This window comes from Microbacterium sp. UFMG61 (genome assembly GCF_015354505.1).
Taxonomy (GTDB): Bacteria; Actinomycetota; Actinomycetes; order Actinomycetales; family Microbacteriaceae; genus Microbacterium.
Genome location: NZ_JACAFP010000026.1, coordinates 1 through 16,344 on the forward strand (window position 1 = coordinate 1; position 16,344 = coordinate 16,344).

The 16,344-nt window shown below is 68.6% G+C and carries 13 protein-coding genes; 6 read left to right on the forward strand and 7 right to left on the reverse strand.

The genetic code is table 11. From position 1 onward, the window contains the following. Positions 1–111: 111 nt before the first annotated feature. Positions 112–1,041: a phosphate/phosphite/phosphonate ABC transporter substrate-binding protein gene (gene phnD, locus IXW21_RS18020; RefSeq protein WP_194765610.1), complete on the reverse strand. Its 930-nt coding sequence runs from the start codon at positions 1,039–1,041 to the stop codon at positions 112–114. Positions 1,042–1,211: 170 nt separating this feature from the next. Between phnD and IXW21_RS18025 the strand changes: the two genes are divergently transcribed. Further along, complete coding sequence (locus tag IXW21_RS18025; protein WP_194765611.1) at positions 1,212–1,955, forward strand: GntR family transcriptional regulator; 744 nt, start codon at positions 1,212–1,214, stop codon at positions 1,953–1,955. Between the two features lie 232 nt (positions 1,956–2,187). On the opposite strand, the gene IXW21_RS18030 is transcribed toward IXW21_RS18025, so the two are convergent. Beyond that, the gene (locus IXW21_RS18030; protein WP_194765612.1) at positions 2,188–3,336 is read right to left on the reverse strand and encodes a sensor histidine kinase; all 1,149 of its coding nucleotides are present in this window, start codon (positions 3,334–3,336) and stop codon (positions 2,188–2,190) included. A 226-nt stretch (positions 3,337–3,562) separates the two neighbouring features. Here IXW21_RS18030 and IXW21_RS18035 point away from each other — a divergent pair, with 226 nt between their 5' ends. Next, a complete protein-coding gene (locus IXW21_RS18035; protein ID WP_228528755.1) occupies positions 3,563–4,216 on the forward strand; it encodes a response regulator in 654 nt (217 codons plus the stop codon). 231 nt (positions 4,217–4,447) lie between these two features. On the opposite strand, the gene IXW21_RS18040 is transcribed toward IXW21_RS18035, so the two are convergent. The 3 genes from IXW21_RS18040 to IXW21_RS18050 all read right to left on the reverse strand — a co-directional run bounded on the left by IXW21_RS18040 (position 4,448) and on the right by IXW21_RS18050 (position 7,728). Beyond that, complete coding sequence (locus tag IXW21_RS18040) at positions 4,448–6,115, reverse strand: HNH endonuclease signature motif containing protein (RefSeq protein WP_194765613.1); 1,668 nt, start codon at positions 6,113–6,115, stop codon at positions 4,448–4,450. 279 nt (positions 6,116–6,394) lie between these two features. Then, positions 6,395–6,856: a GNAT family N-acetyltransferase gene (locus tag IXW21_RS18045; protein WP_194765614.1), complete on the reverse strand. Its 462-nt coding sequence runs from the start codon at positions 6,854–6,856 to the stop codon at positions 6,395–6,397. Positions 6,857–6,858: 2 nt separating this feature from the next. After that, positions 6,859–7,728, reverse strand: a complete 870-nt coding sequence (locus IXW21_RS18050) for an EamA family transporter (protein WP_194765615.1) — start codon at positions 7,726–7,728, stop codon at positions 6,859–6,861. 297 nt (positions 7,729–8,025) lie between these two features. Between IXW21_RS18050 and IXW21_RS18055 the strand changes: the two genes are divergently transcribed. The 3 genes from IXW21_RS18055 to IXW21_RS18065 are packed head-to-tail and all read left to right on the forward strand — an operon-like array spanning position 8,026 to position 11,488. Then, positions 8,026–9,417: a M18 family aminopeptidase gene (locus tag IXW21_RS18055; protein ID WP_194765616.1), complete on the forward strand. Its 1,392-nt coding sequence runs from the start codon at positions 8,026–8,028 to the stop codon at positions 9,415–9,417. Positions 9,418–9,473: 56 nt separating this feature from the next. After that, positions 9,474–10,919, forward strand: coding sequence for a purine-cytosine permease family protein (locus tag IXW21_RS18060; RefSeq protein ID WP_194765617.1), 1,446 nt, complete (start codon positions 9,474–9,476; stop codon positions 10,917–10,919). After that, the gene (locus tag IXW21_RS18065; RefSeq protein WP_194765618.1) at positions 10,916–11,488 is read left to right on the forward strand and encodes a cysteine hydrolase family protein; all 573 of its coding nucleotides are present in this window, start codon (positions 10,916–10,918) and stop codon (positions 11,486–11,488) included. The genes IXW21_RS18060 and IXW21_RS18065 overlap by 4 nt, the downstream gene beginning before the upstream one ends. Before the next feature lie 134 nt (positions 11,489–11,622). On the opposite strand, the gene IXW21_RS18070 is transcribed toward IXW21_RS18065, so the two are convergent. After that, complete coding sequence (locus tag IXW21_RS18070) at positions 11,623–13,386, reverse strand: ABC transporter ATP-binding protein (protein WP_194765619.1); 1,764 nt, start codon at positions 13,384–13,386, stop codon at positions 11,623–11,625. After that, complete coding sequence (locus IXW21_RS18075; protein ID WP_194765620.1) at positions 13,383–15,089, reverse strand: ABC transporter transmembrane domain-containing protein; 1,707 nt, start codon at positions 15,087–15,089, stop codon at positions 13,383–13,385. The genes IXW21_RS18070 and IXW21_RS18075 overlap by 4 nt, the downstream gene beginning before the upstream one ends. A gap of 156 nt (positions 15,090–15,245) precedes the next feature. On the opposite strand from IXW21_RS18075, the gene IXW21_RS18080 reads away from it, so the two are divergent. Further along, positions 15,246–16,301: an alpha/beta hydrolase gene (locus IXW21_RS18080; RefSeq protein ID WP_194765621.1), complete on the forward strand. Its 1,056-nt coding sequence runs from the start codon at positions 15,246–15,248 to the stop codon at positions 16,299–16,301. The last annotated feature ends 43 nt before the right edge of the window (positions 16,302–16,344 follow it).

Consider the following 16,344-nt stretch of genomic DNA (forward strand, 5'->3'; position numbering starts at 1 on the left):
GCCCTTCGACAAGCTCAGGGACCCAGGGGGCGGGGCGGAGGTCGACAGGCTCAGGACCGAGTGGGTCGCTGAGCCTGTCGAAGCGCCGGGCGAACCGGAATGCTCAGCCGGTCAGGCCTTGCACTGCTCGGCTTCGGTCTCTTCGCAGATGTCGCGGATGAGGTCGTAGTACGCGTCGTCGACCGGGCTCGTGGCGTAGAACACGCTGCGGAAGGCGTCGGTGTCGGCGCTGTCGATGCCCGCGGCGATGATGTCGTCGATCGTGATCTCGGAGAGACCGTCGATCAGGGTCTTCGAGACATCGTCGGGAAGGGTCGAGGAGTAGACGAGCGGGGCGCCGGGCACCATGGTCTCGTCGATGACCTTGACGGCATCCGACTTCTCGACCTCGGAGTCCTCGGCGAAGCCGACCTCGCACTCGACGCCCTCGCCGACCTTCTGCACGCTCACGTCGTGCTTGCCCGCGAAGACAGGTGTGATGTCGGTCTTGGGGTCGATGCCCGCCTCGAGCAGGTTGTACGACGGGAAGAGATAGCCCGAGGTCGACGACGGGTCGACGAAGCAGACCTTCTTGCCGGCGAAGTCCTCGTAGCTGTCGATGTCGCTGTCGACCGGGACGATCGCCTGCGAGTAGTAGCCCGGCTCCTGGCCCTCTTCGGTGACGATCGAGGAGATCGGAGTGAGCTTCGCGCCGTTGTTCGTGGCCGTCACGTACGTGAAGCCGGAGAACGATGCGACATCGACCTTGCCGGCGACCGCGGCCTCGATGAGGGCGGCGTAGTCGGTGGACTCGTGGTACTCGACGGTCTTGCCCGAGATCTCGGCGATGTAGTCCATCAGGGGCTGGTAGTTCGTCTCGGTGTCGACCGAGTCGGGCACGACGCCGAACACGAGAGTGTTCTCATCGACCGCGAAGCCGCCGGCGGTCGACGACTCTGCGGCACCGGAGTTGCCGGTCGCCTCGGCGGCGCCGGAGCACGCGGAGAGGCCGAGCGCGAGGATCGCGGCGCCGGCGAGAACGGGGAGAGCACGGAGCTTCATGAGGACCTTTCGAGGGTGAGGGAGGTGATCCGTCAGCCACTCTGACAGGCGAGGGGTCGAGATATATACCTAACTCGGAAGAGTTCAGAGTTCGTTCACCCGGGATTACCCGGGATGAACACGAGAGAAACGCGCATCCGGAGATCCGGATGCCGAAGTAGTATGCCTATGTGGCCGAAGCTGTATACACCCAGATCGCCGACGACCTGCGCTCGCAGATCCAGGCGGGCACGCTGCGCCCCGGAGACGACGTGCCGACCGAGGCCGACCTCGCCGAGCGCTGGCACACCTCTCGCGGCCCGATCCGGAACGCACTCGCGACGCTGAAGGCCGAGGGGCTCATCGACACCGGACGCGGGCGTCCTGCGCGCGTCGTCTCACAGAAGGCGAGCCAGGCCGTCGACGTGTCGGTACCGTTCACCCGATGGGCGCGGGAACTCGGCGTCGAACCGGGCGCGAAGACACAGGAGCTCAGCCTGCGGCGTGCCGGCGACCGGGCGGAGCTGCTGGGCGTCGCGCCTGATGACATCATCGTCGGCGTGGTGCGCCTGCGCCTGCTCGACGGCCGACCGACGATGCTCGAGAGACTGTTCTTCACCGAGTCGGTCGGACGCGAGCTCTTCGCCGTCGACCCCGATGAGATCTCCATCACCGAATACCTCGGCTCGCGCGGGCATCCGATCGTCGGACTGCAGCATCAGATCGACGCGGTGGCGGCCGATGAGCAGGATGCTGCTCTTCTGCAGGTTCCCCAGGGAACGCCGATCCTGCGTCTGAGCAGGATCTCTCGCGACGCCGAGGGACGCATCTTCGAGGCGTCGGAGGACCGATACCTCAGCGAGGTGGTGCGCTTCACGGTGGCGGCATCCGGAATCTCGACGGATGGGCACTACATGAGGGCGGTCGGCGGCTGAGCCGCTGCGATCGCTTCGCCGTCAGATCGCTCTGACAGAAGAGAAGCCGATCGCGAGCGCGATGGGGATCAGATTCCAAGAACCGCGCTCGCGATCACAGCGCTGGGGATGCGCTATTTCTGGGGTATTACCAATGTAGACCGCGTATTCACCGAGGGAGTACGGTCTAACGTCGAGATGTGCCCTAGACCTTTGTCTAGTCTTGGCGATGCGCCAGCCCGAGCGGCCCGTGTCAGACGCGTGCGATGGGCAGATGGGCTGAGACGACCCAACGTCCGTCGAGCTCTCCGGCGTCGAACGTGCCGCTCGCGCCGAGGACGCGCTCAGCCATGCGCCCGATGCCGGTGCGACTCGAGGAGAGCTCGCGGCGCGGAGTCGCGGAGAGCGGGCTGGAGACGGTGAGCGCGGCAGATTCGTCACTGACGTCGAGGTCGATCGAGATCTCACCCGGTCCGGCGTACTTCAACGCGTTGGTGGCCGATTCGCGCATGATGCGCGCGAGGATGATCTCGGCCGCGCGCGGGATCCGCTCGTCGGTGGGGTCGCCGCTGCGGAGCACGGGATGCCCGGCGGACTCGAACTCCTCTGCAGCCTCGTCGATCGACGAGGCGAGGTCGCCCGACGGCATACCCGTCGAGCGGGGTCCGTCATCGGCGAGGTCGATCACGAAGCGGAGGTCGGTCATCGCCTTGCGCGCGGCGATGCGAATGGCCTCCTGTGAGGCCGCGCCTGCTCGATCGTCATCGAGCATCTGCACGTGCAGCGACACCACCGTGAGGTGGTGAGCGATGCTGTCATGCAACTCGCCGGCGATCCATCGTCGCTCGGCGAGAACTGCTTGTCGTTCCTGTTCGGCCTTCTCGGCCAGTTGCGCCTCGAGCGTCCGCCCCCTGGCGAAGGCGAGACGAAGCGCGTACCCGACGGCCCCGGACACAGCGGCCCCGACGAGGAAGATGCCGACATGGAAGACCTCGGTCGAGCCACCGGTCGCCACCAGAGCGGATGCGACGAGGAAGACTCCGACGTAGGAGAGGACCAAGGAGGTCCACCCGAGCCGCACGATCAGACCTGCCGCGAATGCGGCTGTGGTCAGTACCTGCGCTTGGGTTCCGGCAATGAATGAGAGCGCGAACACGACGCCGAGGGCGTATGTCGCGACGAGAGGCGACCAGAGATAGAGAGCCAGCACCACGCTGGACGCGATGCTGAGAGCTGCTGCCAGAGGCTCCAACCCCGGAGGGAGGAACAGTCCGACGATGTCGAAGACGAGGATCGTACCGAGAACCGCCAGAACGGCGATCCGTTCGATCGTGCTGAGCTTCTCACCCTTGCCGAGCCGGGTGACGTCGGAGCGATCACCCGTCGCAAGACTTGAAGCCATACTTCAGTATCTCCTTTTCGCCAGCTAGATTAACGATAGAAGCCGAAGAAGCGACCAACCTGATCCCAAAAAGACATATAAATTCACCTCCAAATGTGAACTTTCGTTTAGCGATGTATTCATCATCTCGGTGATGATCACGCGGCACATCTGTCTCTCGTCTAGACCTCGATAGCCAAAGGTCTATACCGTCGCACCCAGGGTCCACCACGGTTAGGCTTCCTCCATGCCCGAAATCCGCGTAGTGATCGTCGACGACGACCCGTTGGTGCGTTCTGCGCTCTCCCACTTCGTCTCACGGGATCCCGAGATCACCGTGATCGCCGAGGCCGAGACAGGCCTGGAAGGCATCGACACCGTCGAGCGCGAGCGACCCGACGTCGTCATGATGGACGTGCAGATGCCCGAGATGAACGGCATCGAGGCCACCGCGGTGATCAGCGAGCGCTGGCCGGACGTCAAGATCCTCGCGGTGACGACGCTCGACGGCAGCGACACCGTTCTGCCGATGCTGAGCGCCGGCGCATCGGGCTACATGCTGAAGGACTCGAGCGCTGCGAGCATCGTCGCCGCGGTGCGCGAGGTGTACAGCGGCGCGAGCTCGCTCTCTCCGCGCATCGCCTCACTGCTGATCAAGCACGTGCGCGACACCGAACCGGTGGGCGGCGACGGAACCCTCGAAGAGCTAACCGATCGTGAAGACGAGGTTCTGCAGCGCCTGGCCCAGGGCATGTCGAACGCCGAGATCGCACGCGCTCTGATCGTCTCGGAGGGTACGGTGAAGGCGCACCTCGGGCGCATCATGTCGAAGTGGCACGTGCGTGACCGCGTGCAGATCCTGGTGACAGCCGCCCACGCGGGCCTGGTCGAGTTCCGCTGACGCGAATCAGGTACGCAGCGCCCGCGAGATGTTGTCGGCCTTACCCCGCAGTTGCGCGCGGATGATGAGTCGGCGGGGTGCGCTGCTCGACGCTGCTCGTCTTCGGCGAGCACGCTGACCTCGCGAAGCCACTTCATGGTGCTGACGATGCGGCTCATGAGTGCCGCCGTCTCGGGACCTCGATGGTCGGATCGACACGTTTGCCGTACTTCTTGTGAACGGCTTGCCGTGTCACTCCGAGAAGCTCTGCGATCTGACTCCAGCTGAAGCCGGCGCGCGGGTTGCAGGTCCGGCGTTGTCGGTGGGGACGCTGTGTCGGGGTGTTCGCCATTCCTGTTCGGGGTCCCACCAGGCGGGGCCTCTGACTTGCGGGGTCCCGGTGGCCATGCGGATCTCCCACCCGGAGCCGTCGAGGGAGCGGTGGTGGAAGTAGCAGAGCGGGACACCGTTGTCGGTGTGGGTGGGGCCGCCGTGGGCGTGTTCGGTGACGTGGTGAATCTCGCACCACGTGGCCGGGGTGTGGCATCCGGGAATGAGACATTCGTGGTCGCGGGCGATGATCGCCCGTCGTTGATGGGCGGTGAAGACCCGGTGAGTGGTGCTGATCCCGATGATCCGACCCTGGTCCATGATCACCCGTTGGATCGTGCCGGTGCAGCCGGTCTGCGCCGCGACACGCGCCGGGACGTGCCCGAACGGGTGCCCGTGGGCGCCGGGGAGCCGCGCCCACCCGGTGCCGGCGGCGAGGTCTTTCGCGTCGATCGTGACGACCAGGGTCGGGGCCGCGCCGCCGATGGTGGGCATCGACGCGTGACGGGCCGCGATACCGATAGCCGCGGCGAACGCGTCGTGTCGTTTCTGGTCCGCGGTGCGCGGATCGATCACGCCCCGCGGGTCACAGTTCGCCGGGTCTGCGCTATCGGGAAGACCCTCCCCTGCCGGGTCGAACCCGGCAGGGGAATCATCGCGGTCTGAGACGTCGTCATCGACATCGATGTCGACGCTGCCATCGCCGCCGCTGCCGCTGCCACTTCGCGCATCGCTATCGCTATCGTCGCGCTCGCCGTCGAAGAACCCGTCGGCGCTATCATTCGCGTTGTCGTGTGAGCCGCTCGGGGTGAAGCGGACGCCTGGGTCGGGCGCCCCGTCACGGGCGGGGTTGTTGATCGCGTCGAGGATCGTTTCCAGTTGCGCGGCGACTTCGGGGGACAACCACCCACGGATCGACCGCAACCCGTCTTTCAACCGTCCGATCGTGATGCCGCGGCGGTGCTGGGCGTTCTTGTCTTTCGGTTCCGCGCCGTCCGGGTCCAACAGTGCGACGAGGGCTTGGGCGAGGATCTGCAGATCCGCCGGTGTCGGCTTCGGTCCCCGCGGCGCATCCGGTCCCGCATCCGCATCCCGCAGCCCGCGAGCCTGGTCGGCGAGGAACCCATCCGCCCGTAACCGGTCCGCCAGAGTGATCCGGTCCCCGCACTTCTCCACCGGCCCTACCGCGGCCAGAAACCCCTCCACCGTGAGTGCCCCATCGAGCATCGCTTCGCGCAGTGCGGGCCAGCGGGCAGGGAGCCGGTCTCCGGAGACCAGGCTCACGTTCCGGTGCACCAGCCCGACGACTTTGCCGAACCGGGTCGCTGCCGGCACGTCGGTCAGCAGCGTGCGCTGCAGCAACTCGTTCTCGGTGCGGCACCCCGCCGTGTGAGCCAGATCCGTGGACGTCAGAGGAGCGGTCGCGAGAGTCTCGACCACGACCGCCTCCACCCGCCGGAACGCCGCCCCCGCGGTGACGAGAACGTCGATGCGCTCCGCGTCCGACAGCCCGACCAGTCCGGGCCCGGACAGCACCTCGCTCAGGCAGGAGACCGCCTGGTCGAGAAGAGCACGGGTGCGGGTGGGCATGACCCCATCCAACCCGCCACCACCGACATTCCCACCCCGAAACAGGCCGGTTTAAGACCCGATCAGAAGCATATTCCGGAACACCAGACCATCGTTCCGGGATACTGAAACCCACCCAGCGAAACCCACCCCACGGCCCTTCGACAAGCTCAGGGACCCTTCGACAAGCTCAGGGACCCAGGCAGATAAGCTCAGGGACCCAAAACCGGCAGCCGCAGGGATCCAGGTAGACCGGCTCAGGGACCCTTCGACAAGCTCAGGGACCCAGAACCGGCACGCTCAGGAAACCGGCACCCTCTTCATGAACACGTCGACCTCGTCTTCGCTCTCGACCACGAAGCCGTGTCGTTCGTACAGTCGCCTCGCCCCGCTCCCCTGGAGCACGTTCAATCGATATGGCGCGGGGCTCGCATCATCACGTGCCTCGGCGAGCGTCGCCCCCAATACGGCTCCGCCCACGCCGCGACCGTGCCACTCGGGCGCCTGATAGAAGTGCTCGATCCACACGGCTCCCGCGGCCGGCCGAACAGCGATCGTCCCGATATCGACGCCCTCGACCACGATCACGCGCGTGAGCTGCGGCTCGAAAGCATCCAGGAACCTCTGCCGCACGCGCACCGGATCGAACCGGCCGAGTCGCTCGAGATCGGGCCTCATGACCACGGCACGCAGCTCGGCGATCCACGATGCATCCGACGGGGCACTCGGGCGATACGACCAGGACACGACCACGGCATCCATTCTCACAAAGCGAGCAGCACGATGCCCACCGCCACGACCGCCGATGCGGCGATCCGCCATCCCGGCCGGCTCTCCTTCAACACGAACACCCCGAACAGACTGACGAGCACGACGCTCACCTCACGCAGAGGCGCGACGAGGGCGACCGGCGCGACCTGGATGGCGGTGAGCACCAGGATGTATGACAGCGGCGAGAGGATGCTGAACGCGACGATGCGTCTCCATTGCGTGCGCCCGAGCGTCCAGACCGCGCTCCACCGCCGTCGCACCCCGATCGAGTAGAAGGGGATCTCGAGCAGCATCGTGCCGACCATGAACGCCACCGGCGACAGGCTCCAGGTGCGCACCGCGTGGGCGTCCCAGATCGTGTACGCGGCGATCGCCACCCCCGTCAGCAGGCCGAAGACGAGTCCCGGATCGATGCGGCGCCGCGTCGAGGCATCGGCTCGCCCGCGATCGACGACACCGATCGCCACCACACCGAGGATGATGGCCGCGACACCGATCAGAGCGACCTGCGACGGCCGCTCACCCAGTACCAGCACCGCGACGAGCACCGACAGGAACGGTCCGGTTCCCCGCGCCGTCGCGTAGACCGTCGACAGATTGCCCGCGCGGTATCCCCGCTGCAGCACGGCCATGTAGACGACGTGCATCACCGCCGACACCCCGACGCCGAGCAGGAACGCGAGCAGGTCGTCGGTTCCGAGCCCTCCGGTGACAGGGATCACGCCGATCCATACGACGGTGCCCCCGACCGCACCCCACCAGAGGAACGGCATCCCCGCCTTGCTGACGCCGTGCGCGATGACGTTCCAGGCCGCGTGGGTGACGGCCGCCGCGATGACGAGAGCGAAAGCGAGCGAAGACATGACGGACCCTCCTGCGCGTCGCGCGGCGCGACGAACGGGGTCCTCCGGGCTTTTGTCCTGTCAGATGACGGCGCCCCTGCGGAGGAGCACCGTGGCGCCGCTCGGACCAGACGGGACCTCGCATTCGCAGGAATGCAGGCGACCCCGGAACCCTAGGCGCTATCGAGATCGAGAGTAGGGGATGCAGGTGTCCGGCCGGTGAACGGCCGAGCACCGGCAGGTCCCCGCCGCTTTCCCCGCACTCCCTGTCATCCGACCCGATTACGATCGAAGGACCGCCCCAGCAGGAAGGTCGTCATGCCCGTCACTCCGGACGCTCTCGCCCACGCCGAGGATCTCGCCGACTTCGTCGCCGCCTCGCCCTCGAGCTATCACGCCGCCGCCGAGGTGGCCCGGCGTCTGGAGGATGCCGGTTTCGAGCGTCTCGCCGAGGAGGATGCCTGGGATGTGACGCCCGGCGGACGCTACGTCGTCGTCCGCGACGGCGCGGCCATCGCCTGGACGATTCCGACGGATGCGGTCGCCACGACACCCGCGCACGTGTTCGGCGCGCACACCGACTCTCCCGGCTTCAAGCTCAAGCCGCAGCCCACCACGGGCTCGAAGGGCTGGCTGCAGGCCGCCGTCGAGGTCTACGGCGGCCCGCTGCTGAACTCCTGGCTCGACCGCGAACTGCGCCTCGCCGGACGCCTCGCGCTCGCAGACGGCCGTGTCGTGCTCGCCGACACCGGCGCGATGCTGCGTCTCCCCCAGCTCGCCGTGCACCTCGACCGCGAGGCGAACACGGGGCTCGCACTCGACAAGCAGTATCAGACCCAGCCGGTCTGGGGTGTGGGCGACCCGTCGCAGGCCGACATCCTCGCCGAGCTCGCAGAATCGGCGGGTGTCTCGGCATCCGACATCCGCGGCTACGACGTGGTGATCGCCGACACCGCGCGCGGCGCCGTGTTCGGCAAGGACGACGCGTTCTTCGCGTCGGGTCGCCTCGACGACCTCGCCTCGGTGCACGCCGGAGTCGTGGCGCTCGCGGGCCCTTCGACAGGCTCAGGGACCCAGGAAGGTGCAGGCTCAGGGACCCAGGAAGGTGCAGGCTCAGGGACCCAGGAAGGTGCAGGCTCAGGGACCCAGGAAGGTGCAGGCTCAGGGACCCAGGAAGGTGCCCCCCTCGCGATCCTCGCTGCCTTCGACCATGAGGAACTCGGCTCGAACTCGCGCTCCGGCGCGGCGGGTCCGTTCCTCGAAGACATCCTCGGGCGCATCTACGACGCCCTCGGAGCCGACGCCTCGGAGCGCCGACGCGCGCTGTCGATGTCGTGGTGCCTGTCGAGCGACGTCGGTCACTCGGTGCACCCGAACTACGCGCACAAGCACGACCCTGTCGTGCAGCCGGTGCTCGGCTCGGGTCCGATCCTCAAGCTCAACGCCAACCAGCGCTACGCGACGGATGCCGTCGGCTCCGCCGCGTGGCGTCGTTGGTGCGAGAGCGCCGACGTCACGACGCAGGAGTTCGTGTCGAACAACACGGTGCCCTGCGGCTCGACGATCGGCCCGATCACCGCGACGCGTCTCGGCATCCGCACGGTCGACGTCGGCATCCCGATCCTGTCTATGCACTCGGCGCGCGAGCTCGCGGGGGTTTCGGACCTGCACGACCTCGCCCGCGTCGCGGGGGCTTTCTTCGCCGGCTGACTCCTGCGAGGCATCCGCAGTGCCCCACCGAGCCTGCGCAGTGCCAGGATGAGGGAATGACGGACATCAAGCCTGCTCTCATCGAGCGCGCGGGCATCGAGATCATCCCCGAATCCGAGCGCACGGCGAAGCCGCGTGACCTGTTCTGGCCGTGGTTCGCGGCGAACGTGTCGGTGTTCGGCATGTCGTACGGATCGTTCGTGCTCGGCTTCGGCATCTCGTTCTGGCAGGCGACGATCGTGGCGGTCGTCGGCATCGTCGTGTCGTTCCTGCTCTGCGGGCTGATCGCCATCGCGGGCAAGCGCGGCTCGGCGCCCACGATGGTGCTCTCGAGGGCGGCCTTCGGCGTGCAGGGCCAGAAGGTGCCCGGCATCGTCTCGTGGCTGACGTCGATCGGCTGGGAGACGTTCCTCGCGATCATGGCGGTGCTCGCGACCGCCACCGTCATCACGCAGCTCGGCGGCGACGGCGAGAGCATCGCGCTGAAGATCACCGCGACCGTCATCGTCGCCGCCCTCATCGTCGCGGCCTCGGTGCTCGGCTACCACACGATCATGAAGCTGCAGTCGGTGCTCACGTGGGTCACCGGTGCGGTGACGATCCTCTACATCGTGCTCGCCGCCCCGAGCATCGACATCGCCGCGGTCATGGCCCGGCCCGACGGCGGCCTCGGCCAGGTCATCGGCGCGCTCGTCATGGTGATGACCGGCTTCGGGCTCGGCTGGATCAACATCGCCGCCGACTGGTCGCGGTACCAGAAGCGCACGGCATCCGACGGCGCGATCGTCGCGTGGAACACGATCGGCGGCTCGATCGCCCCGGTGATCCTCGTGGTGTTCGGACTGCTGCTCGCAGGCTCCGACGACGACCTCAGCGCCGCGATCGCCGCCGACCCGATCGGCGCCCTCGCCACGATCCTGCCCCTCTGGGTTCTCGTGCCGTTCCTGCTCACCGCGGTGCTCGCGCTCGTCTCGGGCGCGGTGCTCGGCATCTACTCCTCCGGCCTCACGCTGCTGAGCCTCGGCATCCGCATCCCGCGTCCCTCGGCCGCGGCGATCGACGGGGTGATCCTCACCCTGGGCACGATCTACGTCGTGTTCTTCTCCACCGACTTCCTCGGTCCGTTCCAGAGTTTCCTCATCACGCTCGGCGTGCCGCTGGCCTCGTGGGCGGGCATCCTGATCGCCGACATCCTGCGTCGCACGAAGGACTACGACGATGACGCGCTGTTCGACAGTCGCGGCCGTTACGGCGCCTGGGACTGGATCTCGATCGGCACCATGGTCGTCGCGAGCGTGATCGGCTGGGGCTTCGTGCTCAACGGCTTCGCGGATGCCGCCCCCTGGAACAACTGGCAGGGCTACCTGCTCGGCCTCGTCGGCGGGGTCGACGGCGCCTGGGCCTACGCCAACCTCGGGGTGTTCTTCGCTCTCGTCCTGTCGTTCGCGGTCACCTGGTTCGCGCGGGCGGGCCGGATCCGCCGGCAGGAGCAGGGAGCGTGACAGGCCCGTCGACAGGCTCAGGGACCCAGCCCTGGCTGGTCGTGATCGACCCGCAGACGATCTTCGCGTCGCCCGACTCCGCGTGGGGGTCGCCGTTCTTCGCAGACGTCGTGCCCCGCATCCGCTCGCTCGCCGAGTCGTTCGGCGAGCGGGTGATCGTGACGCGCTGGATGCCGACCGCCGATCGCTCGACCTCGTGGGGCGAGTACTGCACGGCCTGGCCGTTCGCCGACCGGCCCCCGACGGATCCGCTGTTCGACCTCGTTCCCGACGCGGTCGATCTGTCACCACATCCGACGCTCGACCTGCCGACCTTCGGCAAGTGGGGCCCCGAGATCGAGGCGATCGTGGGCCGCGGCGCGCACGTCGTGCTCACCGGCGTCTCGACCGATTGCTGCGTCATCTCGACGGCGCTGGCCGCAGCGGATGCCGGGGCGCACGTCACGGTCGCCGCCGACGCGTGCGCGGGGTCGACGGCCGAGAACCACGCGGCAGCCATGCACGTGATGGGTCTCTACCCGCCGCAGATCACGATCAGCGACACGGCGGCGGTGCTGGCCGGGCGCTGACTCGGCCCGTCCCGTCTGACGTCGCTGTTCCGGTCCCGATCTGCGGAGCATGTCCCGATCTGCCGGAGGATTCGCCGGATCAGTCCGCGATCCGTGCACTCGTCCGCAGATCGGGCGCCGACTGGCCCATCCCGTCACCACGCCGTCCAGGCCGCCCACAGTTCGGCGTAGGGGCCGGGCGTCGCCACGAGCTCGGCGTGGGACCCCGACTGCACGACGCGTCCGTCGGCCATCACGAGGATCCGGTCGGCGGTGGCCGCCTGGCTCAGCCGGTGCGCGATCACGATGCCGGTGCGGTCGCCGATCGCGCCGAGCGAGGCCAGGTCCAGCACTTCGGAGTCGGCAGATCCCGCCTCGGCCGTCGCCTCGTCGAGGATCACGACGGATGCCGCCGACAGCGCCACGCGCACGAGGGCGAGGTGCTGTGCCTGCCCGGGAGTGAGCGGATGCCCGGCCTCGCCGATCTCGGTGTCGAGCCCGTCGGGCAGCCGCAGGATCCAGTCGGCACCGAGCTGCGCGATCACACCCCGCATCCGCTCGTCGTCGGCGTCGCTGAACAGTGCGAGGTCGTCTCGCACGGTGCCCGCGAAGACGTGCGGTTCCTGGCTGAGCATCACGACGGCGTCGCGGAGATCGTGCGGATGCCACTGATCGATGGCACTCCCGTCGTGGCGCACCGCGCCGCCGCCGACCGGCAGCGCACCGGCGAGCACGCGTGCGAGCGTCGTCTTGCCCGCACCGCTCGCGCCGACGATCGCCACCCGCTCCCCCGGCGCTATCGTGAGCGAGATCGCATCGAGATCGCGTCGATCGGGGCGGTAGCCGAAGTCCAGCCCCTCGACATCGATCGTTCCCCGCAGCGCCGTGCTGTCGCCGACGGACTCGCGTTCCGCCCCACGACGGATCGAGCGCTCGGCAGGGGTCGGCAGTCCGATCACACCGAACAGGCGCACGAGGCTGGCCCCGGCATCCTGCAGGTCGTCGACCCGGTAGAGCAAGCTGCCCATCGGGCCGAACAGTCCGAGGAAGTACAGCGCCGCCGCGGTCGCCGCCCCCAGCTCGACCTCGCCCCCGGTGACGAGCAGGTAGCCGACCACGAGCACGGCGGCGAGACCGACGAGCTCGGCCCCGTTGAGGAACACGTTGAAGTCGTTGCGCACGCGGGTCGCCCGCACCTCGAGCGCGATGGCGTCTTCGCTCGCCTCGGCGATGCCCGCGAGGTGCCGCTCTTCGGCGCGGAGAGCGCGCACGGTGTCGGCCCCGCGCACGGCCTCGATCGTGCGCTGGCCGCGCTCGGCCACGACCACCCGGTGCTCGCGGTACACCGGGGCGGAGCGCCGCAGGAACCAGCGCAGCGAGAAGTACTGGATGGGCGCCACGAGCAGCGCGGCGAGCGCGAATCGCCAGTCCATCAGCCCCATGCCGAGCAGGCTCAGCACGATGCTGAAGAGCGCGGTCAGGAAGGCGGGCAGAGCATCTTCGACGACCTGACCTACGGCGCGGACATCACCCGAGAGCCTGGCCACCAGGTCTCCGGTGCCGGCTCTCTCGATGCGCGCGGACGGCTGCGCGAGCGCGGTCCGGAACGCCTGCTCGCGGACATCGCGGATGCTCCCCTGACCGAGTCGTGCGAGGAGCACGCGTCCCGCCCAGGTCAGCACGGCACCGGCCGCGATGGATCCCGCCAGCGCGAGGCCGAACGGCAGCAGGGCAGCCCCGCCGGCGACGATGTCGTCGACCATCATCCCGATGATCCACGGGGCCAGGAGAGCGGCGCCGACACCCGCGAACAGCGTGACGACCGCGGCAGCGCAGAGTCCGCGGCGACGGCGGAGAGCGGCGATGAGGCCCCGCGCCGTCTCGCGTCGCGGGGCGATCGGGAGCTTCTCGTCGCTCATGCGTCCACACCTCGCAGATCGTGCACGCGATGGCAGCTCGACAGCAGAGACGCGCGGTCGGTGAGCAACACGATCGTCCGGCCCTCGGCGGCGAGGCCCGCCGCGACCTGCGCCTCGGTGATCGGATCGATCGCGGTGGTCGGCTCGTGCAGCACGACGAGGCGTTGCGGCTGATGCAGGGCGCGGGCGAGCAGCAGGCGCTGACGCTGGCCTCCCGACAGCCGGAGTCCTCTCTCCCCCACTCTCTCGGCGAGCCCGTCGGGCAGTCGCTCGACGACCTCATCGAATGCGGATGCCGTGAGACGGGCATGGTCGATCTCGGTCGCGATGTTCTCGGCAGCCGACCCGGTGAACACGGCCGCATCGTGCGGAGGCGCGAACACCTCGGCACGCAGGCCGTCATGTCCCAGATGCGCAGCGTCGCGGTTCCCGATCACCAGCTCTCCCGGCTCGGGGTGTCGCAGGCCGCTGAAGAGACGGGCGAGATCGACGATCCGATCGGGATCGGCGCGGATGCCGGTGACCCGGCCCGCCGTGATGTCGAGCGTCTCTCCGTCGACCGTCAGACGCGCGACGACGTCCGTGGGGATCGGCGCCGCGGTGGTTGAGTCGGCCTGTTGGGCCGTGCCGTCCTGGTCGGCCTGGACGCCCTGGACGGCCTGCGCGCCGGGAGCATCCGCTCTCGCGCCCGCTTCTCTCGTGAACTCCGCGATGCGGGTGGCCGAGCCGTGCTTCGATGCGATCTGCGCGGGGAGGTAGCCGAGGGCCTGCAGCGGACCTCGGATCGTCTGGGCGAGACCCATCGCCGTGACGAAGCCGCCGATCGTGATGACGCCGTCGAGGGCGAGCCGGCCCGCGAGCACGGCGATGCCGGTGAAGACGAGTCCGCTGACGAGGATGTTCAGCGCGGTCAGCCCGGCCGCCGCCTTCTCGGCGCGGTACGCGGCCTCGGCGGCGACGGCGCTCTCGGCGACGTAGCGCTCCGCAGCCCGTGATGCTCCCCCGAGCGCGCCGAGAACGCGCAGCCCGGTGGCGAAGTCGGTGCTCACGGCGTCGAGTCGCGCCGCCTGCTTCTGCGCCTCGTATCCGCGTCGCCGCAGCCCGCCGCTGACCGCATTCACGACGAGGGCCTGCACGAGCGTGCCGATCACGACCGCGATCGCCAGCGGCCAGGCGATCACGAGCAGGGTGATGCACGCCGCGAGCACCGCGGTCGCCGCCGCCGCCTGCTCGGCGATGACCCAGAAGAAACCGGCGGTCTCGCCCGCATCCGACGACGAGATCGTCAGCACCTCTCCGGCGGGGCGGCGCGTGCGACGACGCAGGGCGAGCCCGAGCACGCCCTGGCGCAGAGCGTGCTCGCCCTGCGCGTAGGCCTTCGTGCCGGCCCGGTCACCGACCTGCCACGAGCAGATCAGCACCGCGAAGACGACGACGAGAAAGGCCAGCGCCCACCCCAGTGCCACCGGGTCTCCCGGTGCGATCGCCCGGTCGATCACGACGCCGACCGCCACGGGAACCATGACCTCGGCGAGCTGGTGCCCGCAGAACCCGGCGATCGACAGCGCCGCGCGCGCTCGACGACCCCTGCCCCAGACCCCCTCGCGGAAAGCCTGCGCGACGGTGGTCGCCTGTGCGCCGCCGGTCGCCTGTGCGCCGCCGACGTGGGGCTGTGCGTGTTCCGGGCGCGCGGACGCGGACATCAGGTACCCCAGGGGACGGGGCCGGGCCGACGCGATGGCGTCGAACCCTTGTGATTCACGCTAGGCGATCGCGATGTCGCGCAGCGGACAGCCTGTGCCTGTCGCCCGCCGGAGTCACCGGAATACTGCCAAGATGAGGCGCGGAGAGGGGTTTCCATGACAACGAGTGCGCCCGAAGGCGAAGCTGTCCGTGCGACGACGGTTCGCCGACCGTGGCACCGGACGAAGGTCGCGCTGGGGCTGATCGTGGCCGTCATTGCCGTGATCGCTATCGTCGGTGCGCTCACGCCGTGGCCCTCCGCCATGCTGATCCGCTCGGTGTTCACGAAGGGCGGCGACGAGACCGCCGCCGAGATGGACAAGCACGTGCCCGACACGACGCTCACCGAGCAGCGCGATGTGGCCTACGCCGACGGCGGAGCCGACACCACGATGGACGTGTTCACACCGGCATCCGCCTCCGGCCCGCTGCCGACGGTGGTCTGGATCCACGGCGGCGCCTGGATCTCGGGGGCGAAGGAGAACGTCGACCCGTACATGCGCATCCTCGCCGCCGAGGGGTACACGACCATCGCGGTGAACTACACGATCGGGCCCGAGGGCGTGTATCCGCTCGCCGTGCACCAGCTCAACGACGCGCTCGCGTACATCGACGCGCATGCCGACGAGCTCGGCGTCGACCCGAACCAGATCGTGCTCGCCGGCGACTCGGCCGGAGGGCAGCTCGCCAGTCAGATGGCGACGCTCATGACGAGCCCCGACTACGCGGACATCATGGGCATCACGCCCGCGCTGGCGAAGGACCAGGTGGTGGCGACCGTGCTCAACTGCGGCGTCTACGACCTCGCGGCCCTCGCCACCCTCGACGGGGTGGTCGGCTGGGGCCTCAAGACCTCGATGTGGGCCTACTCGGGCACCAAGACGTGGGCGGAGGACTCGACCGGAGCGACGATGTCGACGATCGACTGGGTGACGGCGGATTTCCCGACCACGTACATCTCGGGAGGAAACGGCGACGGACTCACCTGGTTGCAGTCGATCCCGATGGCGAAGAGGCTCGAGGAGCTCGGGGTGGACGTCACCACGCTCTTCTGGCCGGCACCGCATGAGCCGGCACTGCCGCACGAGTACCAGTTCCACCTGGACATGCCCGACGCGCAGACGGCGTTGCAGAAGACGATCGACTTCCTGAACGCGCACACGACCCGCTGAGCCCCGGCCGCCCCTGTCCTGTCCCCGGTCCTCTGCCCCGGCC

Excerpts from the sequence above, each read along its gene's own strand:
- IXW21_RS18055 (WP_194765616.1), top strand. The coding sequence starts at position 8,026 with ATGCCCGTCACTCCGGACGCTCTCGCCCACGCCGAGGATCTCGCCGAC.
- IXW21_RS18080 (WP_194765621.1), top strand. The coding sequence starts at position 15,246 with ATGACAACGAGTGCGCCCGAAGGCGAAGCTGTCCGTGCGACGACGGTT.
- phnD (WP_194765610.1), bottom strand. The coding sequence starts at position 1,041 with ATGAAGCTCCGTGCTCTCCCCGTTCTCGCCGGCGCCGCGATCCTCGCG.
- IXW21_RS18040 (WP_194765613.1), bottom strand. The coding sequence starts at position 6,115 with ATGCCCACCCGCACCCGTGCTCTTCTCGACCAGGCGGTCTCCTGCCTG.
- IXW21_RS18075 (WP_194765620.1), bottom strand. The coding sequence starts at position 15,089 with ATGTCCGCGTCCGCGCGCCCGGAACACGCACAGCCCCACGTCGGCGGC.
- IXW21_RS18045 (WP_194765614.1), bottom strand. The coding sequence starts at position 6,856 with ATGGATGCCGTGGTCGTGTCCTGGTCGTATCGCCCGAGTGCCCCGTCG.
- IXW21_RS18050 (WP_194765615.1), bottom strand. The coding sequence starts at position 7,728 with ATGTCTTCGCTCGCTTTCGCTCTCGTCATCGCGGCGGCCGTCACCCAC.
- IXW21_RS18030 (WP_194765612.1), bottom strand. The coding sequence starts at position 3,336 with ATGGCTTCAAGTCTTGCGACGGGTGATCGCTCCGACGTCACCCGGCTC.
- IXW21_RS18070 (WP_194765619.1), bottom strand. The coding sequence starts at position 13,386 with ATGAGCGACGAGAAGCTCCCGATCGCCCCGCGACGCGAGACGGCGCGG.
- IXW21_RS18060 (WP_194765617.1), top strand. The coding sequence starts at position 9,474 with ATGACGGACATCAAGCCTGCTCTCATCGAGCGCGCGGGCATCGAGATC.
- IXW21_RS18035 (WP_228528755.1), top strand. The coding sequence starts at position 3,563 with ATGCCCGAAATCCGCGTAGTGATCGTCGACGACGACCCGTTGGTGCGT.